Origin of the sequence: Citrobacter sp. RHBSTW-00017 (assembly GCF_013797615.1) — a bacterium.
Lineage (GTDB): Bacteria > Pseudomonadota > Gammaproteobacteria > Enterobacterales > Enterobacteriaceae > Citrobacter > Citrobacter braakii.
The window spans coordinates 3,792,323-3,813,988 of record NZ_CP056899.1 but is presented as its reverse complement, the minus strand read 5'-3'; the positions used below and the strand labels follow the sequence as shown (position 1 = coordinate 3,813,988).

Genomic DNA, 21,666 nt, shown 5'->3' with positions numbered 1-21,666 from the left:
GAGAGCACTATGTTTAAGTCTTTTTTCCCAAAGCCGGGGCCGTTCTTTATTTCGGCATTTATTTGGGCACTGGTCGCCGTTGTATTCTGGCAAGGAGGAGGGGGAGCCTGGGTTGCACATATTACCGGCGCGTCGGGAGACGTACCGATTAGCGCGGCCCGATTCTGGTCGCTGGATTACCTGATTTTTTATGCGTATTACATTCTTTGTGTTGGAGTGTTCGCGCTGTTCTGGTTTATCTACAGCCCGCACCGCTGGCAGTACTGGTCCATACTGGGCACGTCGCTGATTATTTTCGTGACCTGGTTTCTGGTTGAAGTTGGCGTCGCCGTCAACGCCTGGTATGCGCCATTCTATGATCTGATTCAATCCGCGTTGAGTGCGCCGCATAAGGTGAAGATTGAGCAGTTCTATCATGAAGTAGGCATCTTTCTTGGCATTGCGCTGATTGCCGTGGTCATTGGGGTGATGAACAACTTCTTCGTCAGCCACTATGTATTCCGCTGGCGTACCGCAATGAACGAACACTATATGGCGCACTGGCAGCATCTGCGTCATATCGAAGGCGCGGCGCAGCGTGTGCAGGAAGATACCATGCGTTTTGCCTCCACGCTTGAAGATATGGGGGTCAGCTTTATCAATGCGATTATGACGCTGATTGCCTTCTTACCTGTCCTGGTCACACTCTCATCCCATGTGCCGGACCTGCCAATTGTTGGACATGTTCCTTATGGCCTGGTGATTGCCGCGATTGTCTGGTCGTTGATGGGAACCGGCTTGCTGGCGGTAGTCGGCATCAAACTTCCGGGGCTGGAGTTTAAAAACCAGCGCGTGGAAGCGGCCTACCGTAAAGAACTGGTTTACGGTGAAGATGACGCTAATCGTGCGACCCCGCCGACGGTGCGTGAACTGTTCCATGCGGTGCGCCAGAACTACTTCCGCCTCTATTTTCACTATATGTACTTCAATATCGCCCGCATTCTATACCTGCAGGTTGATAACGTTTTCGGCTTGTTCCTGCTGTTTCCGTCGATTGTTGCCGGTACGATTACGCTCGGCCTGATGACGCAAATCACCAACGTGTTTGGCCAGGTGCGCGGCTCGTTCCAGTATTTGATTAACTCCTGGACAACGTTAGTCGAACTGATGTCTATTTATAAGCGTCTGCGCAGCTTTGAACGTGAGCTTGATGGCCAGGATATTCAGGAAGTTACCCATACGCTTAGTTAATAAAAAAGGAGATGTTATGTCGACGGTTTCCCGTCTTTACCCCTTGTCCGGTCTGGCCGCTCTGGTGCTGGTGGGATGTAGTAGCCAACCCGCGCAGCCGCTAAAAAAAGGGGAGAAAGCCGTCGATGTGGCGAGCGTGGTGCGCCAGAAAATGCCCGCCAGCGTGAAAGACCGGGACGCATGGGCGCAGGATTTAGCGAAGACGTTTGAAAGCCAGAAGCTGGCGCCGACGGTTGAAAATATCTGTTCGGTGCTGGCGGTCGCGCAACAGGAGTCAAACTATCAGGCGGATCCGGCCGTTCCAAACTTAAGTAAAATCGCCTGGAAAGAGATCGACCGGCGCGCCGAGCGTATGCATATCCCGCAGTTTGTGGTGCATACCGCACTGAAGATTAACTCGCCAACGGGGAAAAGCTACAGCGAGCGTCTGGATACGGTGAAAACGGAAAAACAGCTTAGCGCCATTTTTGATGATTTTATCAATATGGTACCGATGGGGCAGACGCTGTTTGGTTCGCTTAATCCGGTACATACCGGTGGGCCAATGCAGGTCAGTATCGCGTTTGCCGAGCAGCACGCCGACGGGTATCCGTGGAAAATGGCGGGAACAGTTCGTCAGGAAGTGTTCAGCCGCCGCGGTGGGCTGTGGTTCGGTACGTATCATCTGCTTAACTACCCGGCGAATTACAGCGCGCCAATATTCCGTTTCGCCGATTTCAATGCGGGATGGTATGCCAGCCGCAATGCAGCTTTCCAGAATGCGGTCAGTAAAGCCAGCGGAGTGAAGCTGGCGATGGATGGTGACTTGATTCTCTACGGCAGCAGCGAGCCGGGCAAAACCGAGCTGGCGGTACGTAAACTGGCCGGGAAGCTGGGGATGAGCGAGAGTGAGATCCACCGTCAACTGCAAAAAGGTGACAGCCTGGCATTTGAGGATACCGCGCTGTACGAGAAGGTCTATAAGCTGGCGGAAGCGAAGAGCGGGAAAGCGCTACCCCGTGAAATGCTGCCAGGCATTCAGCTGGAAAGCCCGAAGATTACACGTAATCTGACCACCGCGTGGTTTGCGAAACGCGTGGACGATCGTCGAGCGAAATGTATGGGTCAGTCATCGTTATGATGACGGCGGCGCCAGCGAACGAATGCCGCAATGGCGCCAAGAATCAGACTTCCGGCAAGGAAAGGGACCAGCCCAAAAAGGGTACCGACGCCTAAGCCAATTTCAACTCGTGGGCGTCCTGTCTCTTGCATTTGCAACTGCATCAGCTGTTCATAGATGCCGGGAGCGTGGGCCAACAGATTTAAAACCTGCGCGCCTGCCCAAAAGCAAAACAGCACAAATACGGAATACGCAATGTTGCCGGGCAGGGAGGAGGTATCCCGATGCTTGCCCTTAAACAGGGATTTTGAGAGCGTAAAATCAGCCATAAAGACCTCCGGAAATAACCTGCTTTTTTGACGTGATGCCTGGAACTGACAGTGAGTCTGACAGGTGATTAGCAATGTCAATATCAGAATGATGGTAATTTCAGGTAGAGATTATTCCTGGATCTCGGTTTTTTGCTGACTGTCACAATTACGTAACCTTAAGTGAAATTAAGTTACATTTCAGAAATTCCGCACAGGCCACAGATGTCTATGAGGAAATGTGCGAGGATGCGCTTTCACGTTGTATTTCCACCGGAGCCGTTATGAACCTGCCTGTTAAAATCCGCCGAGACTGGCACTACTATGCCTTCGCTATTGGGCTTATCTTTATTCTGAACGGTGTGGTCGGCTTACTGGGTTTTGAAGCGCAGGGATGGCAGACCTATGCGGTGGGGTTGGTGACGTGGGTGATTAGCTTTTGGCTGGCCGGATTAATTATCCGTCGCCGCGTGGAAGATGAAGAAGAAGCAAAGGATGCCCAATAGCTATCGATCAGGCATCCAGGCGGGTTTACATACTGGTTTTCAACGCGCTATCCGCCGCATGACGTTCCAGCGCCAGTTCGATCAGGCGAGTGATCAAATCGGTATAGCCTAAGCCGCTCGCCTGCCACAATTTTGGATACATGCTGATGTTGGTAAAGCCCGGCAGCGTGTTGATCTCATTGATCACAACATCGTTCTCTGCGGTTAAGAAAACGTCCACGCGCGCCATACCGGCGCAGCCCAGCGCCTGATAAGCCTGAATAGCAATGTCGCGGATCTTATCGTTAAGTTCCGGTGCGATCGCTGCCGGAACAACCACTTTGGCACCGTTATCGTCAATGTATTTGGTGTCGTAAGCGTAAAAATCACTGTTCAGCACGATCTCGCCACAGGTACTGGCCTGCGGTTGATCGTTGCCCAGCACCGCGCATTCGATCTCGCGGCCCTTAATCCCTTGTTCCACCACGACTTTATGGTCGAATTCAAATGCCAGCGCGACGGCCTGATTGTATTGCGCTTCGCTGGTCACTTTACTGACGCCAACGGACGAGCCCTGGTTGGCTGGTTTCACAAACAGCGGCAGGCCAAGGCGGGATTCCACCTCGGCAAAGCTGATGCGGTTGCGATTGGCGCGAGTGAGCGTAATAAATGGCGCGATGTTTAATCCGGCATCGCGCAGTAGACGTTTGGTCACGTCTTTATCCATACAGGCCGCAGAACCCAGGACATCAGAACCGACGAACGGCAGATTCGCCACGCGCAGCATACCCTGCAGAGAGCCATCTTCACCCAACGTACCGTGTACGATCGGGAAAATAACATCGACCGTTGGCAGTGGCTGACCGTTTTGCGCATCGATCAACTGGTGCTCTTGTTTACCCGGGACCTGAGCCAGGCTGGTCGCGGAAGGACGCAGTGCAATATGCGCTGGATCATCTGAATTGAGCAGATAGTTACTGGCATCGCTAATGTGCCATTGCCCTTGCTTATCAATACCTAACAGCACAACGTCAAAGCGAGTCTTGTCGATGGCATCGACAATATTTTTTGCCGATTGCAATGACACTTCATGTTCCGCTGATTTACCACCAAATACGATTCCTACCCGCAACTTTGCCATCTTAAAAAACCCATTCCATGAATGCAAAGCACATACATTACCACGACAAAACGCAGGTTTCCTCGGCTTCTGGCAGATTGTTTTGGTGGGCAACAGAGGAACAGATAAGCGCAAACGCGCAGAACGGACGCGGAGCATAAACCCCTGCTGATATTGTGGGGTTGATGTGAGGTATATCACAAATATGATGAGCGGGAAGATAAAATCCTAAACTGTGATATATCGCACCTGTGGACCCTTATTTGGCTAAGTAATTTGTTAAGCTGCTCGCAGTTTTTAGCTACTTATCGTTATGAGTCCCTATGGAATCCTGGAGAGTCAACCTCATTTCCGTATGGTTCGGTTGCTTTTTCACCGGCCTGGCAATCAGCCAAATCCTACCTTTTTTACCGCTCTATATCTCCCAACTGGGGGTAAGCTCCCATGAAGCACTCTCAATGTGGTCCGGCTTAACGTTTAGCGTCACCTTCCTGATTTCAGCCATTGTCTCTCCGATGTGGGGGAGTTTAGCCGACCGTAAAGGACGCAAGCTAATGTTGCTGCGGGCCTCTTTGGGTATGGCGATTGCGATTTTACTGCAGGCCTTTGCCACTAACGTCTGGCAGCTTTTTCTGCTGCGTGGGGTCATGGGGTTAACGTCTGGCTATATTCCCAATGCGATGGCGCTGGTAGCCTCACAGGTTCCGCGCGAACGCAGCGGGTGGGCGCTGAGTACGCTCTCGACGGCGCAAATTAGCGGCGTTATTGGCGGACCGCTGATGGGGGGCTTTATTGCCGACCACGTTGGCTTACGGGCGGTATTCTGTATTACCGCGGCTTTGCTGGTAGTGAGTTTTCTGGTCACGCTGTTCTTTATCAAAGAAGGTGTGCGCCCGACAATCAAAAAAAGCGAACGCCTGAGCGGGAAGGCCGTCTTTGCCTCGCTGCCTTATCCGGCGCTGGTGATCAGCCTGTTTTTTACTACGATGGTGATCCAGTTATGTAACGGCTCAATTGGGCCAATTCTGGCGCTGTTTATTAAATCAATGGTCCCAGACAGTTCTAATATTGCCTTTCTCAGCGGGCTGATTGCTTCGGTTCCGGGCATCTCGGCGCTGATTTCTGCGCCCCGGCTAGGTAAATTAGGCGATCGTATTGGGACCGAGCGGATTTTAATGGCAACGTTAATCTTCGCCGTCGTGTTGTTTTTCGCCATGTCATGGGTCACTACGCCGTTGCAGTTGGGGATCTTACGTTTTCTGCTCGGCTTTGCCGACGGCGCGATGTTGCCCGCGGTGCAGACGCTGCTGGTGAAATACTCCAGCGACCAGATAACCGGGCGCATTTTTGGTTATAACCAGTCATTTATGTACCTCGGCAACGTAGCCGGGCCATTAATGGGGGCAACAGTTTCGGCAATGGCGGGCTTTCGCTGGGTGTTTATTGCCACGGCGTGCATTGTGCTAATCAACATCTGGCAACTGGCTATCGCGTTGCGACGTCGGCGCTGCGCACGCTGAGTACCTGATTAACAACGCTGCCCGTCAGCGTTGTTAATCCATCATTATGCATTTATATATCCAGGTGATTATTAATCCCCTTACCCTTTTATATGGAATAATTCTGCGCTAAGACTCCTTCCCCCTTATTTTGTGTTGTGATTGTTTTCGCAAAACGTTTTATTTCTTATGAAAATACAACTTTCATCCTCTAGGCAGTTGTGAGTCTTAATGATAACGTGGCCTATATTTGGTTAAGGGAATACGTAAATGAAAAATCTCGTTACTGAGTTGTTACTTAAGCTCGCCCAAAAAGAAGAAGAGTCGCAAGAACTGACGGCGCAGGTTGAAACGCTGGAGCAGGTAATCATCGAAATGCTGCGCAATATGACGTGTAACGATCGGCAAATATTTATTCGCCAAATTGAGGGGGCTTTGGCTGGAGAAGGCCGTATGCCTGCGTTTCTGACCAACGTTCATAACGCTGGCGAGAGTGTGCCAAAAGCGTTTTGAGTAATCCGTGGTGCGTCATCCACAAATTATCATAAAAGTGTCACATCAAATACTTATAGTCGCTTTGTTTTAATTTTACCGTATTTATACATGGAGAAAATAAAGTGAAACAAAGCGCACTCGCTATTGCCCTGTTACCTTTGCTGTTTACCCCGGTTATTAATGCAGAAACCTCTGCCATAGCGGTTATGGATAATCGTGCCGCTCAGGGTGATATCACCACGCCGGGCGGCGCCCGCCGATTGTCTGCCGATCAAACGGCGGCTCTGCGCGAATCTCTGAGCGATAAACCTGCCAAAAATATTATTTTATTGATTGGCGATGGGATGGGTGACTCAGAAATAACGGCCGCGCGAAATTATGCCGAAGGCGCAGGCGGCTTTTTTAAAGGAATTGATGCTTTACCGTTGACCGGACAATACACGCACTATGCGTTGGATAAGAAAACGGGTAAACCCGATTATGTGACGGATTCTGCGGCATCCGCGACGGCGTGGACCACCGGTGTGAAAACCTATAATGGTGCGCTGGGCGTTGATATTCATGAAAAAGATCACGCCACAATTCTTGAAATGGCAAAAGCGGCGGGGCTGGCAACGGGCAACGTTTCTACCGCTGAATTGCAGGATGCTACCCCGGCGGCGCTGGTTGCCCATGTGACTTCGCGTAAGTGCTATGGCCCTGGCGTGACACGTGAAAAATGCCCAACCAATGCGCTGGAAAAAGGCGGTAAAGGGTCAATCACCGAACAATTACTGAATGCCAGGGCTGACGTTACGCTGGGCGGCGGGGCCAAAACGTTTGCGGAAACCGCTGCGGCGGGCGAGTGGCAGGGTAAAACGTTGCGTGAACAAGCCCTGGCCCGCGGTTATCAGATGGTGAGTGATACCGCGACGCTGGCGGCGATTACCGAAGCTAATCAGGATAAACCGCTGCTGGGCCTGTTCTCTGACGGCAATATGCCCGTGCGCTGGGAAGGTCCGAAAGCGTCTTATCATGGCAATCTGGATAAGCCGGTTGTGACCTGTACGCCAAATCCAAAGCGTGACGACAGCGTGCCAACGCTGGCGCAGATGACGGATAAAGCGATTGAGCTGTTAAGCAAAAATGAGAAAGGCTTCTTCCTGCAAGTGGAAGGGGCGTCAATCGATAAACAGGACCACGCCGCCAACCCGTGCGGACAGATTGGTGAAACGGTCGATCTGGACGAAGCGGTACAGCGCGCGCTTGCCTTTGCGAAGAAAGATGGCAACACCCTGGTGGTGGTAACCGCTGACCACGCACATGCCAGCCAGATTGTCGCGCCGGATACCAAAGCACCTGGCCTGACCCAGGCGCTGAACACCAAAGATGGCGCGGTCATGGTCATCAGCTACGGCAACTCTGAAGAGGAATCTCAGGAGCACACCGGCAGCCAGCTGCGAATTGCAGCCTATGGCCCGCACGCGGCGAATGTGGTCGGCCTGACCGATCAAACCGACCTGTTTTACACCATGAAAGCGGCGTTAGGACTGAAATAACCCGACGCCCGGCGGCAATACTTTTGCCGCCGGGTGGTATTTTTATCGTTAGCAGCCAAACTTACCTGTGTGTTGTCGTTCAGAAAAGAAGGATGCTATGAAAATTACATTATTAATGACGCTGCTTTTTGGTCTGATTTTTTTAACTACCGTCGGTGCTGCCGAGAAGACTTTAACCCCGCAACAACAGCGTATGACCACCTGCAATCAGCAGGCAACGGCGCAGACCTTAAAAGGGGATGCGCGTAAGACATATATGAGTGATTGCCTGAAAAACAGTAAATCTGCGCCGGAGGAAAAGAGCCTGACGCCGCAGCAGCAAAAAATGCGTGAATGTAACGTTAAGGCGACGGAGCAGTCTCTGAAAGGTGATGATCGTAATAAATTTATGAGCGCTTGCCTGAAGAAATCTGCGTAGCACTTACGGGTGAGCAGGTAAAATCGCTCACCCGAAATATCATACTTCCGCCACCAGACCCCTTCCTATAATTTGGGAAATTTGTTTCAGAACATTCCCAAATACAATGAATGATGAAAACTTTTATCAAAAGAAGGTCGTCCCGAATGAAGCATTTTTATCGCTTCATCAAAATGACCACCAACGTTCCGGTCTGCGATTCGCCCGACGAATCAGGCTGCCGCGAGCGGTGGGATTGGGGGGAATGTTTTTCCCTATCGCGTCGGTATTAGTTGCTCAGCCCATTACCGGTGGCTGGTGGCTATTACTGGTGGGATGGGCGTTTGTCTGGCCGCATTTGGCCTGGCAGTTGGCCAGCAAAGCCGACGATCCTCTGCATAGCGAATTTACCAACTTAAAAGCCGATGCCATTCTTGCCGGTATGTGGATAGGGATTATGGGCGTAAACCTGTTGCCATCCACGGCGCTGCTGATGATTATCTGCATCAACCTGATGGGCGCAGGCGGGATGCGAATATTCATCGCAGGCGCCGTTTTGATGATGGTTTCATGCCTGGTGACGTTACAGTTAACCGATATCTCCGTCGCTTTTAGCAGTACTCAACTTAGCGTGCTATTGACGCTGCCGGTGCTGGTGATTTATCCGCTGCTGTTTGCCTGGGTCAGCTACCAGACGGTCATCAAGCTGGCGGAACATAAACGCCGTTTACAGGTGATGAGTACGCGAGATGGCATGACTGGGGTGTACAACCGCCGCCATTGGGAACTGTTACTGCGTAATGAATTTGATAATTGCCGCCGCTACCAGCGTGACGCCACGTTACTGATTATCGATATCGACCATTTTAAGAGCATCAATGATACCTGGGGTCATGACGTTGGGGACCAGGCGATTGTCGCGCTGACCCGCCAGTTGCAGATGACCTTACGCGGTAGCGACGTGATCGGGCGCTTTGGCGGTGATGAGTTTGCGGTGATTATGTGCGGCACGCCGGCAACCAGCGCGATTGCGGCGATGTCTCGCGTTCACGAACGACTTGGCCAACTGCGTTTATCCTGCGCGCCGCAGGTTGCTCTGCGGATCAGCGTGGGCGTTGCGCCGCTGACCGCAGAAACCGAGCATTATCGAGAATGGTTAAAGTCGGCGGATATGGCGCTCTACAAAGCAAAGAATTCCGGACGTAACCGCACTGAGGCGGCGGCCTGACGTCCGGCGGTGTTAACTCAGGAGCGGCTGAGTTTTTCCGACTGCTCCATGCACTTAATCATCGCTTCAATCACTGATGAACGAAAACCTCGTTCTTCCAGGACGCGTACCGCTTCAATGGTGGTTCCACCAGGCGAGCACACCATATCCTTCAGTTCTCCGGGATGTTTACCCGTATCCAGCACCATCTTCGCCGAACCCATTACTGCCTGCGCCGCGAATTTATAAGCTTGCGCGCGAGGCATGCCACCCTGCACGGCGGCGTCCGCCATCGCTTCAATAAACATAAACACATAAGCCGGGGCTGAACCACTGACGCCAACGACCGGATGAATCATTGCCTCCGCAATGACTTCTGCTTCGCCAAAGCAGCGGAAGATATTCAGCACGTCGGCGGTGTCTTCTGGCGTGACTAAGGCGTTCGGTGTGACGGAAGTCATTCCGGCATTCACCAGTGACGGCGTGTTTGGCATCGCGCGAATGATTTTACGGTCATGGCCTAGCGCGCGGGCGAGCTGATCGAGGGTGACGCCAGCGGCAATCGAGACGACCAGGGAGTCTTTGTTCAGGCTGGAGGTAATTTCGCTCAGCACTTTAATCATGATGCCTGGTTTTACGGCCCCAAAAACGATGTCAGCGATTTGCGCGACCTCTTGCGCAGACTGCGCCGCATTAATACCGTACTGGTCGTGCAATGCAGCGACTTTATCGGGGGAAGGGGTGTAGACCCAGATTTGTCCAGGGAGAACCTGGCCGCTGGCGATCATGCCGCCAAGTATCGCTTTGCCCATATTACCGCAGCCGATAAAACCGATTTTCTTGTCCATTTTGTCACTCCCTATGCGTGATATTCATTGTTTTACCTGGGAAAGCTAAGCTTAGCGCGGATTGAATATGTGCAGAAGGATAAACAGCACTTTGCCTGCAAGTAAAAGCACGCGACAATGTGCAACTGCACATTAGTGGGGAGAAATTATGACAATATGGGTGGATGCCGATGCGTGTCCGAATGTGATTAAAGATATTTTGTACCGCGCTTCTGAGCGCATGCAGATGCCGCTTATTTTGGTAGCCAACCAAAGTTTGCGCGTCCCGTCTTCGCGGTTTATCCGCACATTACGTGTTCCCGCCGGGTTTGACGTGGCGGATAACGAGATTGTACGTCAGTGTAGTGCCGGTGATTTAGTGATAACAGCGGATATCCCGCTGGCGGCAGAAGTCATTGAAAAAGGTGCGGCGGCGCTTAATCCGCGCGGTGAACGTTATACCGAAGCCACGATCCGTGAGCGTCTGATGATGCGTGATTTTATGGATACGCTACGCGCCAGCGGTATTCAGACCGGCGGGCCGGACAGCCTTTCACCACGAGACAGGCAGCATTTTGCTGCTGAGCTTGATAAGTGGTGGCTGGAAGTACAGCGCAGAAAATAAAACGTGTAATTTATTATTTACACTTTATTCATGGTGAATTCTTGTTATAGTAGGAGTTAATAGGTATCTCTACCCTGTATGTAATTTTTTCTTTACGCTTTGGCGATGTACTAGTTTGGTGATATGATTATATCTTTAACCGCATCAGATCCCGCTCGCTCGCGGCTCCCTGGGGAATTTCTGTAATGACGCAACCTCTTTATCTTGTCGGCCCCCGGGGGTGTGGTAAGACAACTACCGGTATGGCGCTGGCGAAGGCTATCGATTTCCAGTTTGTCGATACCGATCGCTGGTTGCAATCGCACGTGCAGATGACCGTGGCGGAGATCGTCGAAAGGGAAGGATGGGAAGGGTTTCGTGCCCAGGAGACGAGCGCTCTGCAGGCCGTCACAGCCCCGGCAACGGTTGTTGCGACCGGCGGCGGCATCATTCTTACCGAATTTAATCGTCATTACATGCGCAGCCACGGCGTGGTTATCTATTTAAGCGCACCGGTATCAGTACTGGTTGATCGTCTGGAGGCCACGCCTGAAGAGGGATTGCGCCCAACCTTAACCGGTAAGCCGCTGACTGAAGAGGTGCAGGAAGTGCTCGCTCAGCGCGATGTTCTGTACCGTGAAGCTGCGCACTACATCGTTGATGCCACCCATAAACCTGCGCAGGTGGTGGAAGACATTCTTGAGATACTGGCGCAGGCAGCGCCACGGTTACAGGGCGGTGTCTATACTTAATGTTCATCCAGTGAAAAGGAAGAACTATGCCGACAAAACCACCTTACCCACGTCAAGCGAACATTGTTACGGTTGAAAAGGGGACGCCAGGCCAGACGGTAACCTGGTATCAACTTCGAGCCGATCACCCTAAACCGAATACGTTGATCAGTGAGCATCCTTCTGCGCAGGAAGCCATGGATGCCAAAAAACGCTACGAAGACCCCGATAAAACCTGATATTAAGCACCGTCCTGGCACGAGTCTGAACAGTGCCAGGACGGGCGTTCATCACATTTTCTTAAATTTCGCCGTATACCGTTAAAATTGAAAATTAAGCAATAACAATCCAGTACCGGAATGATTTGGAATCTTTACACAATACACCGCCGATCAGCTGCTACGCTTTTGAGCATTTGTAGCGCAGGTCAGCGCCCGGCACTTGCCCGGGATTTCACAGCAAAGTAAGAAGATGGTGGAGCAACAAATGAGTGCGTCGTTGGCTATCCTCACGATTGGCGTGGTGCCGATGTGTGAGGTGTTACCGCTCCTGACGGAATATATCGATGAACAGCACATTACTCACCACAGTCTGCTTGGACAGATGCGGCGAGAAGATGTGATGGCTGAGTACGGCGTTTCGCCCGGTGACGAGCCTTTATTAACGCTGCTCAGCGACCACCAACTTGCTCATGTCTCACGCCAGAAGGTAGAGCGCTCGCTGCAAAGTATCGTGGAGGTGCTGGATAACCAGGGCTTTGACGTGATCCTGCTGATGAGTACCGCCTCAATCGCTCGCCTGACCGCCCGCAATAGCATTCTATTGGAGCCGTTACGTATTATCCCCCCGCTGGTGGCCTCGATTGTCGATGGGCATCAGGTCGGGGTTATTGTCCCCGTCACCGAATTGCTCAAAGCCCAGACGCAAAAATGGCAGGTGTTACAAACTCCACCAGTGTATGCCGTGGCGAATCCGATCGAAGGTACCGAACAACAATTGATTGATGCCGGGAAAGAACTGCTGGAGCAAGGCGCGGATGTGATCATGCTGGATTGTCTGGGGTTCAATCAACGCCATCGTGATTTACTGCAAAAATCGCTGGATGTCCCGGTTCTTCTGTCTAATGTGTTGATTGCCCGACTGGCTTCGGAGCTGTTGGCGTAATTTTGCGTGACAGGTGGAACGTCAGCCCCCTATATTGGTTCTCAACTTAATCACGAGATAGGGCCAGTTGTATGCTTCAAAGTAATGAATACTTTTCCGGCAAAGTAAAATCGATCGGTTTTACCAGCAGCAGTACTGGCCGAGCCAGTGTTGGCGTGATGGCTGAAGGCGAATATACCTTTAGTACTGCGGCGCCTGAAGAGATGACTGTCGTTAGCGGCGCACTGAACGTGCTGCTGCCGGGGGAAACCGAGTGGAAGGTGTATGCCGCAGGGGACGTGTTCAACGTACCGGGCAACAGCGAGTTTCATCTGCAGGTGGCAGAGCCAACATCCTATCTTTGCCGCTATCTGTAAGCATAGAAATGACGAATGGCGACATTGTGCCGCCATTCGGTAAACACGGCTTAACGTTGCGCTTCGCCGCCTAATCCTTCCACCAGACTTTTAATCAGCGCCGCCAGTTCACCCGTCATCAGGATGAAATCGGCATCAAAACGCTGAGCATAATCTTCGCGGTCAATATCTTCGTTCTGATCGCGCAGCTCGTCGCTAAACTTCAAACGCTTAATCGAGCCGTCGTCACACATCACGAACTGAATGCGCTGCTGCCAGTCGAGGGCCAGTTTGGTGACCAGTTTGCCCGCTTCGATATGCACGGCGATTTCGTCGCAGACCAGATCCTGCTTTTTCGCGCGGATCACGCCGCCGTCTTCAAGGATCGCTTTTAGTTCAGCTTCATCCAGTAACTGGAATCCCTGTGCCGTTGTGCCGGAACGAACCCATTCGGTCAGCGTCAGCTCAATGGGGTTTTCCATCGTCAGCGGAACGACCGGCAGCGAACCGAGACTCTTACGCAGCAGCGCCAGCGTATCTTCGGCTTTCTTCGCACTCGCGCAATCAACCATGATCAGATCGTTGACGGTATCGATCCACATCATCGTCTGGCTGAAACGGCTAAAGGCGCGCGGCAGCAATGAGTGCAGAACTTCATCTTTCAGCGAGTCTTTTTCGGTCTTCTTGAGTTTGCGACCTTGCTCAGCTTCCAGTTTGAAAATTTTGGCTTCCAGCGCCTGTTTAATAACCGGCGACGGCAGAATTTTTTCTTCTTTGCGGGCGCAGATAATAATTTGGCCATTGGCGGTATGCGTTAATGCATCGCTGTGCGATCCCATCGGCGGAACCCAGCCCATTTTTGCCATATCCTGGCTACCGCAAGGGGTGAACGTCATTGATGCCAGCTGTTTTTCCATCTCTTCGGCACGCAAAGAAACATCGCGGCTAAGACGGTAAACCATTAAATTTTTGAACCACAGCATGATAATTTCCACGGCCTTGTCGTTAAATCCAGCGGGCATGATAGCGAATTGTCGCTATGCTTGCATTGTTAATCGGGAAGAGGAGCAAACAGTGCGTATAGGTATCGATTTAGGCGGTACGAAAACGGAAGTTATCGCGCTTGGCGATGCAGGCGAACAGCTTTTTCGCCATCGCCTGCCCACGCCGCGTGATGATTATCGGCAAACGATAGAAACCATCGCCGCGCTGGTGGAGATGGCGGAAAAGGCCACCGGGCAGTCGGGAACCGTCGGGATGGGCATTCCCGGTTCAATTTCGCCCTACACCGGAGTGGTGAAGAATGCCAACTCGACCTGGCTTAACGGGCAACCTTTTGACAAAGACCTGAGTACGCGTTTGAATCGCGAAGTGCGGCTGGCAAATGATGCCAACTGCCTGGCGGTTTCTGAAGCCGTTGATGGTGCAGCGGCGGGGGCGCAAACCGTGTTTGCGGTGATTATCGGTACAGGATGTGGCGCTGGAGTGGCGCTGAACGGCCGGGCGCACACGGGCGGCAACGGTACTGCGGGCGAGTGGGGGCATAATCCGCTGCCGTGGATGGACGAAGACGAACTGCGTTATCGGCAGGAAGTGTCCTGCTATTGCGGCAAGCAAGGCTGTATTGAAACCTTCATTTCCGGAACCGGTTTTGCCACCGACTACCAGCGTCTGAGCGGTAAGCCGCTCAAGGGCAGTGAAATTATCAGTCTTGTTAATGCCCGGGATACCCTGGCGGAACAGGCGTTGAGTCGGTACGAGCTGCGTCTGGCGAAATCACTGGCACATGTGGTGAATATTCTCGATCCGGATGTAATCGTGCTGGGCGGTGGAATGAGCAATGTCGATCGACTGTATCAAAACGTGCCAACGTTGATTAAACAGTTTGTTTTTGGCGGTGAGTGCGAAACGCCTCTACGCAAGGCGCTGCACGGTGACTCCAGCGGCGTGCGCGGCGCGGCCTGGTTGTGGCCGCAGGAGTAATGTTCGCGCTGCCGGGTAGCGCAGAGGCTATCCGGCAGCGGGAGTCATCTGGGATACGCTGCGCTTCAGGCGACCATAGAGCAGCAGCGACGACATCGCAGAAAACGACAGCAGCGCCGCCGGCAACGTCACGTAGTTGTAGGCAAAGCCCAGCGTCAGCATCATACCACCGCACCAGGCGCCAATCGCGCTGCCGAGATTAAAGGCAATTTGCCCCCCAGCCGCACCCAGCAGCTCACCCCCTTTAGCATTTTGCAGCAGCAAAATTTGCAGCGGCGCCGATAGGGCAAACAGGCCCGCGCAGCAAATAAAGGCGAAGATCAGCGACGCGGCTTTGATCCCGCCAAAGGCAAAGAGCAGCAGCAGAGCCAGCATAATTACAAAGTCGGTTATTACCGCAATACGCAGCGGCGTATAGCGGCCAGAAAGGCGACCGCTCAGCAGATTTCCCAACACCATCCCCAATCCCACCAGCATCATGATGAAGGTCATCAGCGCTTCGGAAAAGCCGGAGATGAACATCATGTACGGTTTGACGTAGCTGAACCAGGCGAAAACCCCGGCGTTACCAAACATGGTGGCGGAAAAGATGAGCCACGGGGCGGGGGTTTTCAAAAAGTGAAATTGTTCGCGCAGTTTCCCTTTTGCTTCATCGCTGATGTTGGGTACCCAAAAAGTTATCGAGACCATCACGGCGATATTAAAGACGGCTATCAGCAGAAACGTGTAGCGCCAGCTAAATTCCTGGCTCAGCCAGGTGCCGATGGGAATGCCAATCAGATTAGCAACGGTCATACCCGAAACCATGCCCGCGACGGCGGCGGTGACTTTTCCCGGACGGGCCAGCTTCGACAGGATAATCGCGCCAACGCCAAAAAACGCGCCGTGTGGAAAGCCGGAAACCAGCCTGCCCACCGCCAGCATTAAATATGAGGAGGAGAGGGTGAAGATGGCGTTGCCGATCACGCACAGCGTGACCAGAAACAGCAGAATATGCTTGAGAGAAAAGCGGTTGGAAAAGAGCGCAATAATAGGCGCGCCCAGCACCACGCCAAAAGCGTAAAACGAAATCATATGGCCAGCGGCAGGGATGGAAATTCCCACGTCCCGCGCCAGCTCGGTGAGTACACCCATGATGCCAAACTCGGCCATGCCCAGCCCAAATGTCCCCAGAGCTAAAGAGAAAATGACTTTTTTCATACCACCTGCCAACAAGAAAGACGCACGATATGCGCCATAGCGGCGAACGTTCGCCGCCAATAGAGATAGCTTGCGGATAAGCGAAGTGGAATGCCATTTCATATCCGTCTTTGTGTATTCACGATCGTGCTATGTGCCGTGCCGGATAGCGCTGGCGCATATCCGGCCTCCAGGTGCTGAGCTGCTATCAAGCATCAACTGCAAACATTTTATCGAGTTTACTGTAGCCCAGTCCGTTGATTTTTTTGACCTTGATCTGCACCGGAATGCGTTCTTTCATCGCTTCAACGTGGCTGATGACACCAATGGTTTTGCCAGTGGCGTTGAGCGCATCGAGCGCATCCAGGGCGGTATCCAGCGTTTCGCTGTCCAACGTGCCGAAACCTTCGTCGAGGAACAGGGAGTCAATTCGCGTTTTGTGGCTGACCAGATCGGACAACGCCAGCGCCAGCGCCAGACTCACGAGGAAGCTCTCGCCGCCGGAAAGCGTACGCGTGTCACGCACGGCATCGGCCTGCCAGGTATCAACCACTTCCAGCTCCAGCGCTTCGCTGGCCTTGCGCTGCAACAGATAGCGACCGTGCAGACGGGTCAACTGGTTGTTGGCAAGCCAGACCAGATTATCCAGCGTCAGCCCCTGGGCAAACTTGCGGAATTTATCTCCCTCTTTCGAGCCGATCAGTGCGTTCAGATAGCCCCAGTCTTCGACCTGCTGTGCGACTTTCGCAATCGTCAGCATCAGCGCCTGCTGCTGCTGGCGGTTTTCACCATCCTGCTTGAGCTGCTGGCGAATTTCGCCCTGACGAGTGGTGTTCTCCCGTAGCTGCTGGGTGAGTTGCGCCAGCGCGTCGTGAAGATGTTGCACGGTGAGCGTGAGATCCACCCCGGTTGGTAGCTGTTGTTGATGAGTCGCCAGCGCCTGCTGCGCCTGATTAAGCAGCGTTTGCGCCTGCTGTCGCTGGCCTTCCAGTGATTGCTTCAATTGTTCAAGGCGGTTAAAGGTCTCTTCATCCAGCAGGGCGGCAACAAAGGCGTCGCGATCGGCAAAGATGCTGGCCTGCAATGCGGTATCAAACTGCGCCTGAATTTCTGCAGCGCGCTGAACGTCCTGCGCCTCCTGCTGCTGTAAGGTTTGCCACTGCCCCTGTAAAGAGAGGCAATCGTCGTGCACCTGCCGCCAGTTTTCCAGCGACAGATTCTCAATGTTTTCACCAAGCGCATCGGTTTCAGGCAGCGTTTCCAGCACCGGCGCAAGCTGGGCGATTCGGGCCTGTAATTCAGTCAGTTCGTTCTGGCGCTGTTGCCACATTTGCGCTTCGTTCGCCCGTTCGCTCAGCCATGAGGCGACTTCAGCCTCGGTCGGAAGGGACAGACCATGACGGGCCAGCTCGGCGGTTAACGTTGCCTGACGCTGGTCAATATGCTGCTGGAGCTGAGTAATCTGCTCTGTGTGTGCGGTGATTTGCGCTTGCAGGGTATGACGCAGACTCAGTTGGTGAAGCTGCTGCTCGTGCTCTTCCTGGGCGGCAAGCCACGGGGCGATGTCATCCTGCGGTTGCAGCGTCACGTTGAGGCTGGCGGTGACGGTCTGCCACTCTTGAGTAAGTGCTTGCTCTTCCTGAGAAAGCGTTTGTACTTCGCGTTCATCGCGCTGAAGTTGCTGGGTTATCGCCTCAAGTTGACCGCGTAGCGTTGAACCCTCATCGGCCAGCGTTTTGACCTCTTTTTCCAGCGCTTCACGCCGTGTCTGATTCACACTCAGTTCGAGCGTTTGATAGCGCTCAATCGCCGGGTGCGTGGTGGAGCCGCAAAGTGGGCAAGGCATGCCGGATTGCAATAGTGCCCGCTGGCTTTCCAGATCTTTGATCCGGGCTTCCTGCTCGCAAATGATTCTCACATCGGCAAGCTGCTGATTTTTATCTTTATAGCGCTGACGCTTTTCTGTAAGCACCGCATTGCGCTGGGCCAGCTCCTGCTGACGCTGCACAAGCGTGGCGCGTAGCTGCGCCAGTTGCTTTTGCTTCGGGGCGATTTGCCCGTGCAGATTACTCAGCCGCTGGCGTAACGGACGAAGCTGCACATGTTGCGCCAGCGCTTCCGTTACCTGTTGTGCCGAAAGGGTCAGCGTGGGAAGCGCCAGCGCATCGAGCTTGCGCGTGTCGTTCTCCCGCAACTGCTGCCACTGGCGCAGTTGGGCGCTGGCGTCGGACTGTTGGGCCAGTAGCGCTTTCCATCCTGCCAGTTCGCTACTCCACAAACGGAAGCGGTCATGTTCCTTCAACCAGTCGGTTAACGTTTGCTGTCCGGCGAGCATAGCGGCTGACTGCGTTTGTGCCTGCTGACGAATACGTCCGCGCAGCGCTAAGCTGCTTTGTAAGCGAGCATTCACTTCCTGAATCTTCTGTCGCGTACGGTCAATCGTAGCCGTTTGTTCCTGGATTCGCTCCCAGTGTGGGCGTAACGCTCTGGCCGGGAGTGCCAGACTCAGCGCCGCCAGTTGCGGCTGCGCCTCTTCCTGCGCCTGAAGTGCAGCCTGTAATGCCTGCTGGTGGCGGTTTATCTCCGCCTGTAGCTCATTTTGCCGCATGAGCCAGTTGAGGTGCTGCTGCTGGGCTTGTTGGCAGGTAAGATATTGTTTTTCTTCGTCAGTAAGTACCTGCAAACTTTCTGTCAGGGATTGCAGCTGTTCTGGCGCTAACAGCGCAACACCGCTGGCCTGGGCCTGCAGTTTTTCCAGTTCCGTACGCGCTGATTTGTGCTTTTCAAATACCATGGCGGAGATTTGGCCGTAGATCTCAGTGCCGGTCAGTTCTTCCAGCAGCTCGGCGCGTTCTTTCGGTTTGGCATTGAGAAATGCGGCAAACTGCCCCTGAGACAGCAGCATCGAACGGGTAAAACGTCCGTAATCCAGCCCGGTAAGCTCGGCGATCATCTCCAGCTTATCTTTGACCTTATCGGCGAGGATTTTACCGTCGGAGCAGCGGGCCAGCTCTACGCGAGGGACCTGCAGATTGCCCTCCGGCTGATTGCGTGCCCGGTTCTGGCTCCAGAATGCGCGGTAGGCTTCGCCCCGCACCTCAAACTCGACCTCGGCCAGACACTCCGCGGTGTCGCGGGTCATCAGGTCGTTTTGCGACTGTGACACGGTATTCAGGCGTGGCGTTTCGTGGTACAGCGCAAGGCAAATTGCGTCCAGCAGGGTCGTTTTCCCCGCACCCGTTGGTCCGGTGATGGCGAATAACCCGTTGCTGGCAAAAGGTTCTGCCGTAAAATCGACTTTCCATTCTCCCTTCAGGGAGTTGAGGTTTTTCAGGCGCAGGCTGAGAATTTTCATGCTTCAGCCTCCCCGGCAAGCGTTTGTAAGGTTGCGCTAAACAGCTGGTTAAGCCGCTCACGCTGCGGTTCTTCGAGTTCTTCCAGCGCCAGGCGGCGGTCAAAAACCTCTGCCACGCTCAGCTCGCTTAACGTTTCACGTCGTTCATTGGCCATAATGCGTTCGCGCTGTTCACGACTGCGGCGCACCAGTAGCACTTCTACCGGTAAATCTTCGGTTAAGGCCTGGATCTTACGTTGCATATCATGCAGGTAGTCATCGGTGGTGATTTCAATATCCAGCCACACCGGTGGCTCTTGCTGCACGCCGCGCCACTGCTCAAGCTGGGTAGTAATGGCGGCTAAATCGCCTTTCAGTACCGCAAGCTGCTGCGTAACCGGCACGGTGAGATTTTCAACGGCGCTGAGTTTCCCCGCGTCAAAGCTCACCAGATGTACACATTTGCTTTTGCCGCACTCGTCAAAACTGAGAGGAATCGGCGAGCCGCAGTAGCGAATATGTTCCGTGCCGCCGATAACCTGCGCCCGGTGAATATGTCCCAGCGCGATGTAGTCTGCCGGTGGGAAGTTTTGCGCCGGGAAGGCGTCCAGCGTACCGATATAAATGTCACGTACGGCGTCGCTTTTACTGGCTCCGACGGTGGTCAAATGCCCGGTCGCAATGATGGGAAGATTGTGGTCGCCGCGCAGCGTGCAGGCATCCTGATACTGCTGCTGATAATAATCGGTGATTGCGCCCAGTAAATGCTGCTGTTTTTCTTGTCCTGTCAGCCCGGCCTGGCTGGTGATGATGTCGCGCGGACGTAAAAAAGGCACCGGACACAGGATCGCCCCCGGTGTACCGTCGCGTAGCGGCAGTATCTGCGGCCCATGGCCAGCGCTGGCAATCACCGTTGTGTTGAGAAACGCCAGAATATCGCGGGATTCATTGAGCGTGGCGACGGAGTCGTGGTTGCCTGCCAGCACCACCAGATGACAGCCGGTTTGCTGCAGATTGACGACAAAACGGTTATACAGCTCACGGGCATAGCTAGGCGGTGAGCCGGTATCGAAAATGTCGCCTGCCACAATAATGGCATCCACCTGCTGGGATTGTGCCGTTTCCAGCAGCCAGTCGAGAAAGGCCTGATGCTCGGCGGCGCGGCTCTTGCTGTAGAAATTTTGGCCCAGATGCCAGTCAGACGTGTGAAGGATGCGCATAAGAGTTCCATGACGGTAAAACAATGGCGGGGATTATAACCCTTCACGAGTGGGAATATCTTGTCTCCGGGCTGTCATAATTCGCCGGGCTGCGTTAAACCTGGACTATCTTTTCATAAATCTGTCATAAAACTGACGCATAATGGCACTGTATTGATGGCAAACGATTTAATTACAAACAGGGCAAATCATGGCGAGACGTATTCTGGTCGTAGAAGATGAAGCTCCAATTCGTGAAATGGTCTGCTTCGTGCTCGAGCAAAACGGATTTCAACCCGTTGAAGCCGAAGACTATGACAGTGCTGTGAACCAACTCAATGAACCCTGGCCGGATCTCGTCCTGCTTGACTGGATGCTTCCAGGCGGCTCGGGTCTACAGTTTATTAAACATCTCAAGCGCGAAGCGATGACGCGGGATATCCCGGTGATGATGCTGACGGCGAGGGGGGAAGAGGAAGATCGCGTCCGGGGGCTGGAAACCGGCGCGGATGATTATATTACCAAGCCCTTTTCTCCCAAGGAGCTGGTGGCGCGTATTAAAGCAGTTCTGCGTCGTATTTCACCGATGGCGGTGGAAGAGGTTATAGAGATGCAGGGGCTAAGCCTTGATCCCACCTCGCATCGCGTGATGACCGGCGAGGATCCGCTGGATATGGGGCCGACCGAATTCAAACTGTTGCACTTCTTTATGACTCATCCCGAGCGTGTCTACAGTCGCGAGCAACTCCTTAATCATGTCTGGGGAACCAATGTGTACGTGGAAGACCGGACAGTGGATGTGCACATCCGCCGCTTACGTAAGGCGCTGGAGCACAGCGGACACGATCGTATGGTGCAGACGGTTCGCGGGACGGGATATCGTTTTTCAACCCGCTTCTGACTGACAAGAATCAAGGCCTGAAGGAATAGGC

Annotated in this window: 22 protein-coding genes; 15 read left to right on the top strand and 7 right to left on the bottom strand. The window is 53.4% G+C overall.

Features of this window, described 5'->3' with window-relative positions; translation table 11 throughout:
- The first annotated feature begins 9 nt into the window (after positions 1-9).
- Together sbmA and HV037_RS18550 are read left to right on the top strand one after the other, a co-directional pair.
- Positions 10-1,230 (top strand): peptide antibiotic transporter SbmA, encoded by a 1,221-nt coding sequence (sbmA, locus tag HV037_RS18555; protein ID WP_103283530.1) that lies wholly within the window; start codon positions 10-12, stop codon positions 1,228-1,230.
- Positions 1,231-1,246: 16 nt separating this feature from the next.
- Entirely contained in the window at positions 1,247-2,350 is a 1,104-nt protein-coding gene (locus tag HV037_RS18550) for a DUF1615 domain-containing protein (protein WP_047497835.1), read from the top strand.
- On the opposite strand, the gene HV037_RS18545 is transcribed toward HV037_RS18550, so the two are convergent.
- On the bottom strand, positions 2,335-2,658 hold the full coding sequence (locus HV037_RS18545) for a DUF2755 family protein (RefSeq protein ID WP_103283531.1): 324 nt from the start codon (positions 2,656-2,658) through the stop codon (positions 2,335-2,337). The two genes, HV037_RS18550 and HV037_RS18545, sit on opposite strands and share 16 nt — an antisense overlap.
- 263 nt (positions 2,659-2,921) lie before the next feature.
- Here HV037_RS18545 and HV037_RS18540 point away from each other — a divergent pair, with 263 nt between their 5' ends.
- The gene (locus tag HV037_RS18540; protein ID WP_019076140.1) at positions 2,922-3,143 is read left to right on the top strand and encodes a DUF2754 domain-containing protein; all 222 of its coding nucleotides are present in this window, start codon (positions 2,922-2,924) and stop codon (positions 3,141-3,143) included.
- 25 nt (positions 3,144-3,168) lie between these two features.
- Here HV037_RS18540 and ddlA read toward each other — a convergent pair whose 3' ends face one another.
- Positions 3,169-4,263, bottom strand: coding sequence for a D-alanine--D-alanine ligase (gene ddlA / locus HV037_RS18535; RefSeq protein ID WP_103283532.1), 1,095 nt, complete (start codon positions 4,261-4,263; stop codon positions 3,169-3,171).
- Between the two features lie 302 nt (positions 4,264-4,565).
- Here ddlA and HV037_RS18530 point away from each other — a divergent pair, with 302 nt between their 5' ends.
- The 5 genes from HV037_RS18530 (at position 4,566) to adrA (ending at position 9,399) form a co-directional block, all read left to right on the top strand.
- Positions 4,566-5,762 carry a multidrug efflux MFS transporter gene (locus HV037_RS18530; protein WP_103283533.1) on the top strand — a complete coding sequence of 399 codons (1,197 nt, stop codon included), beginning with the start codon at positions 4,566-4,568 and terminating at the stop codon, positions 5,760-5,762.
- 249 nt (positions 5,763-6,011) lie between these two features.
- Positions 6,012-6,254, top strand: a complete 243-nt coding sequence (locus HV037_RS18525) for a sigma-S stabilization anti-adapter protein IraP (protein ID WP_016152002.1) — start codon at positions 6,012-6,014, stop codon at positions 6,252-6,254.
- A 104-nt stretch (positions 6,255-6,358) separates the two neighbouring features.
- On the top strand, positions 6,359-7,774 hold the full coding sequence (gene phoA / locus HV037_RS18520) for an alkaline phosphatase (protein ID WP_019076143.1): 1,416 nt from the start codon (positions 6,359-6,361) through the stop codon (positions 7,772-7,774).
- 97 nt (positions 7,775-7,871) lie between these two features.
- Complete coding sequence (gene psiF / locus HV037_RS18515) at positions 7,872-8,192, top strand: phosphate starvation-inducible protein PsiF (RefSeq protein ID WP_003830956.1); 321 nt, start codon at positions 7,872-7,874, stop codon at positions 8,190-8,192.
- Between the two features lie 106 nt (positions 8,193-8,298).
- On the top strand, positions 8,299-9,399 hold the full coding sequence (adrA, locus tag HV037_RS18510; RefSeq protein ID WP_016152004.1) for a diguanylate cyclase AdrA: 1,101 nt from the start codon (positions 8,299-8,301) through the stop codon (positions 9,397-9,399).
- Between the two features lie 17 nt (positions 9,400-9,416).
- Here the strand turns inward: adrA and proC are convergent, their stop codons facing one another.
- Positions 9,417-10,226: a pyrroline-5-carboxylate reductase gene (proC, locus tag HV037_RS18505; protein WP_016152005.1), complete on the bottom strand. Its 810-nt coding sequence runs from the start codon at positions 10,224-10,226 to the stop codon at positions 9,417-9,419.
- A gap of 148 nt (positions 10,227-10,374) precedes the next feature.
- Here proC and HV037_RS18500 point away from each other — a divergent pair, with 148 nt between their 5' ends.
- From HV037_RS18500 to ppnP, 5 genes are all read left to right on the top strand, one after another.
- Positions 10,375-10,830, top strand: coding sequence for a YaiI/YqxD family protein (locus HV037_RS18500; RefSeq protein WP_016155837.1), 456 nt, complete (start codon positions 10,375-10,377; stop codon positions 10,828-10,830).
- 185 nt (positions 10,831-11,015) lie between these two features.
- Positions 11,016-11,561: a shikimate kinase AroL gene (gene aroL, locus HV037_RS18495; protein WP_016155838.1), complete on the top strand. Its 546-nt coding sequence runs from the start codon at positions 11,016-11,018 to the stop codon at positions 11,559-11,561.
- 26 nt (positions 11,562-11,587) lie between these two features.
- Positions 11,588-11,779, top strand: coding sequence for a protein YaiA (gene yaiA / locus HV037_RS18490; protein ID WP_016155839.1), 192 nt, complete (start codon positions 11,588-11,590; stop codon positions 11,777-11,779).
- Positions 11,780-12,026: 247 nt separating this feature from the next.
- Complete coding sequence (locus HV037_RS18485) at positions 12,027-12,704, top strand: AroM family protein (protein WP_016155840.1); 678 nt, start codon at positions 12,027-12,029, stop codon at positions 12,702-12,704.
- 71 nt (positions 12,705-12,775) lie between these two features.
- Entirely contained in the window at positions 12,776-13,060 is a 285-nt protein-coding gene (gene ppnP / locus HV037_RS18480; RefSeq protein WP_016152010.1) for a pyrimidine/purine nucleoside phosphorylase, read from the top strand.
- A 50-nt stretch (positions 13,061-13,110) separates the two neighbouring features.
- Here the strand turns inward: ppnP and rdgC are convergent, their stop codons facing one another.
- Positions 13,111-14,022 carry a recombination-associated protein RdgC gene (rdgC, locus tag HV037_RS18475; RefSeq protein ID WP_003021479.1) on the bottom strand — a complete coding sequence of 304 codons (912 nt, stop codon included), beginning with the start codon at positions 14,020-14,022 and terminating at the stop codon, positions 13,111-13,113.
- Positions 14,023-14,113: 91 nt separating this feature from the next.
- Between rdgC and mak the strand changes: the two genes are divergently transcribed.
- The gene (gene mak, locus HV037_RS18470; RefSeq protein ID WP_103283534.1) at positions 14,114-15,022 is read left to right on the top strand and encodes a fructokinase; all 909 of its coding nucleotides are present in this window, start codon (positions 14,114-14,116) and stop codon (positions 15,020-15,022) included.
- 27 nt (positions 15,023-15,049) lie between these two features.
- On the opposite strand, the gene araJ is transcribed toward mak, so the two are convergent.
- From araJ to sbcD, 3 genes are all read right to left on the bottom strand, one after another.
- On the bottom strand, positions 15,050-16,222 hold the full coding sequence (araJ, locus tag HV037_RS18465) for an MFS transporter AraJ (RefSeq protein WP_094169087.1): 1,173 nt from the start codon (positions 16,220-16,222) through the stop codon (positions 15,050-15,052).
- A 187-nt stretch (positions 16,223-16,409) separates the two neighbouring features.
- Positions 16,410-19,556, bottom strand: coding sequence for an exonuclease subunit SbcC (sbcC, locus tag HV037_RS18460; protein WP_103283535.1), 3,147 nt, complete (start codon positions 19,554-19,556; stop codon positions 16,410-16,412).
- Positions 19,553-20,755 carry an exonuclease subunit SbcD gene (gene sbcD / locus HV037_RS18455; RefSeq protein WP_103283536.1) on the bottom strand — a complete coding sequence of 401 codons (1,203 nt, stop codon included), beginning with the start codon at positions 20,753-20,755 and terminating at the stop codon, positions 19,553-19,555. The genes sbcC and sbcD overlap by 4 nt, the downstream gene beginning before the upstream one ends.
- Before the next feature lie 190 nt (positions 20,756-20,945).
- Between sbcD and phoB the strand changes: the two genes are divergently transcribed.
- The gene (phoB, locus tag HV037_RS18450) at positions 20,946-21,635 is read left to right on the top strand and encodes a phosphate response regulator transcription factor PhoB (RefSeq protein ID WP_003021496.1); all 690 of its coding nucleotides are present in this window, start codon (positions 20,946-20,948) and stop codon (positions 21,633-21,635) included.
- The last annotated feature ends 31 nt before the right edge of the window (positions 21,636-21,666 follow it).

Bases quoted from the DNA above. Each gene is read 5' to 3' on its own strand.
- HV037_RS18540 (WP_019076140.1), top strand. From the start codon at position 2,922: ATGAACCTGCCTGTTAAAATCCGCCGAGACTGGCACTACTATGCCTTC.
- yaiA (WP_016155839.1), top strand. From the start codon at position 11,588: ATGCCGACAAAACCACCTTACCCACGTCAAGCGAACATTGTTACGGTT.
- HV037_RS18485 (WP_016155840.1), top strand. From the start codon at position 12,027: ATGAGTGCGTCGTTGGCTATCCTCACGATTGGCGTGGTGCCGATGTGT.
- adrA (WP_016152004.1), top strand. From the start codon at position 8,299: ATGAATGATGAAAACTTTTATCAAAAGAAGGTCGTCCCGAATGAAGCA.
- ppnP (WP_016152010.1), top strand. From the start codon at position 12,776: ATGCTTCAAAGTAATGAATACTTTTCCGGCAAAGTAAAATCGATCGGT.
- sbcC (WP_103283535.1), bottom strand. From the start codon at position 19,556: ATGAAAATTCTCAGCCTGCGCCTGAAAAACCTCAACTCCCTGAAGGGA.
- proC (WP_016152005.1), bottom strand. From the start codon at position 10,226: ATGGACAAGAAAATCGGTTTTATCGGCTGCGGTAATATGGGCAAAGCG.
- phoB (WP_003021496.1), top strand. From the start codon at position 20,946: ATGGCGAGACGTATTCTGGTCGTAGAAGATGAAGCTCCAATTCGTGAA.
- HV037_RS18550 (WP_047497835.1), top strand. From the start codon at position 1,247: ATGTCGACGGTTTCCCGTCTTTACCCCTTGTCCGGTCTGGCCGCTCTG.
- psiF (WP_003830956.1), top strand. From the start codon at position 7,872: ATGAAAATTACATTATTAATGACGCTGCTTTTTGGTCTGATTTTTTTA.
- araJ (WP_094169087.1), bottom strand. From the start codon at position 16,222: ATGAAAAAAGTCATTTTCTCTTTAGCTCTGGGGACATTTGGGCTGGGC.
- aroL (WP_016155838.1), top strand. From the start codon at position 11,016: ATGACGCAACCTCTTTATCTTGTCGGCCCCCGGGGGTGTGGTAAGACA.
- ddlA (WP_103283532.1), bottom strand. From the start codon at position 4,263: ATGGCAAAGTTGCGGGTAGGAATCGTATTTGGTGGTAAATCAGCGGAA.
- HV037_RS18500 (WP_016155837.1), top strand. From the start codon at position 10,375: ATGACAATATGGGTGGATGCCGATGCGTGTCCGAATGTGATTAAAGAT.
- HV037_RS18545 (WP_103283531.1), bottom strand. From the start codon at position 2,658: ATGGCTGATTTTACGCTCTCAAAATCCCTGTTTAAGGGCAAGCATCGG.
- HV037_RS18530 (WP_103283533.1), top strand. From the start codon at position 4,566: ATGGAATCCTGGAGAGTCAACCTCATTTCCGTATGGTTCGGTTGCTTT.
- sbcD (WP_103283536.1), bottom strand. From the start codon at position 20,755: ATGCGCATCCTTCACACGTCTGACTGGCATCTGGGCCAAAATTTCTAC.
- HV037_RS18525 (WP_016152002.1), top strand. From the start codon at position 6,012: ATGAAAAATCTCGTTACTGAGTTGTTACTTAAGCTCGCCCAAAAAGAA.
- rdgC (WP_003021479.1), bottom strand. From the start codon at position 14,022: ATGCTGTGGTTCAAAAATTTAATGGTTTACCGTCTTAGCCGCGATGTT.
- sbmA (WP_103283530.1), top strand. From the start codon at position 10: ATGTTTAAGTCTTTTTTCCCAAAGCCGGGGCCGTTCTTTATTTCGGCA.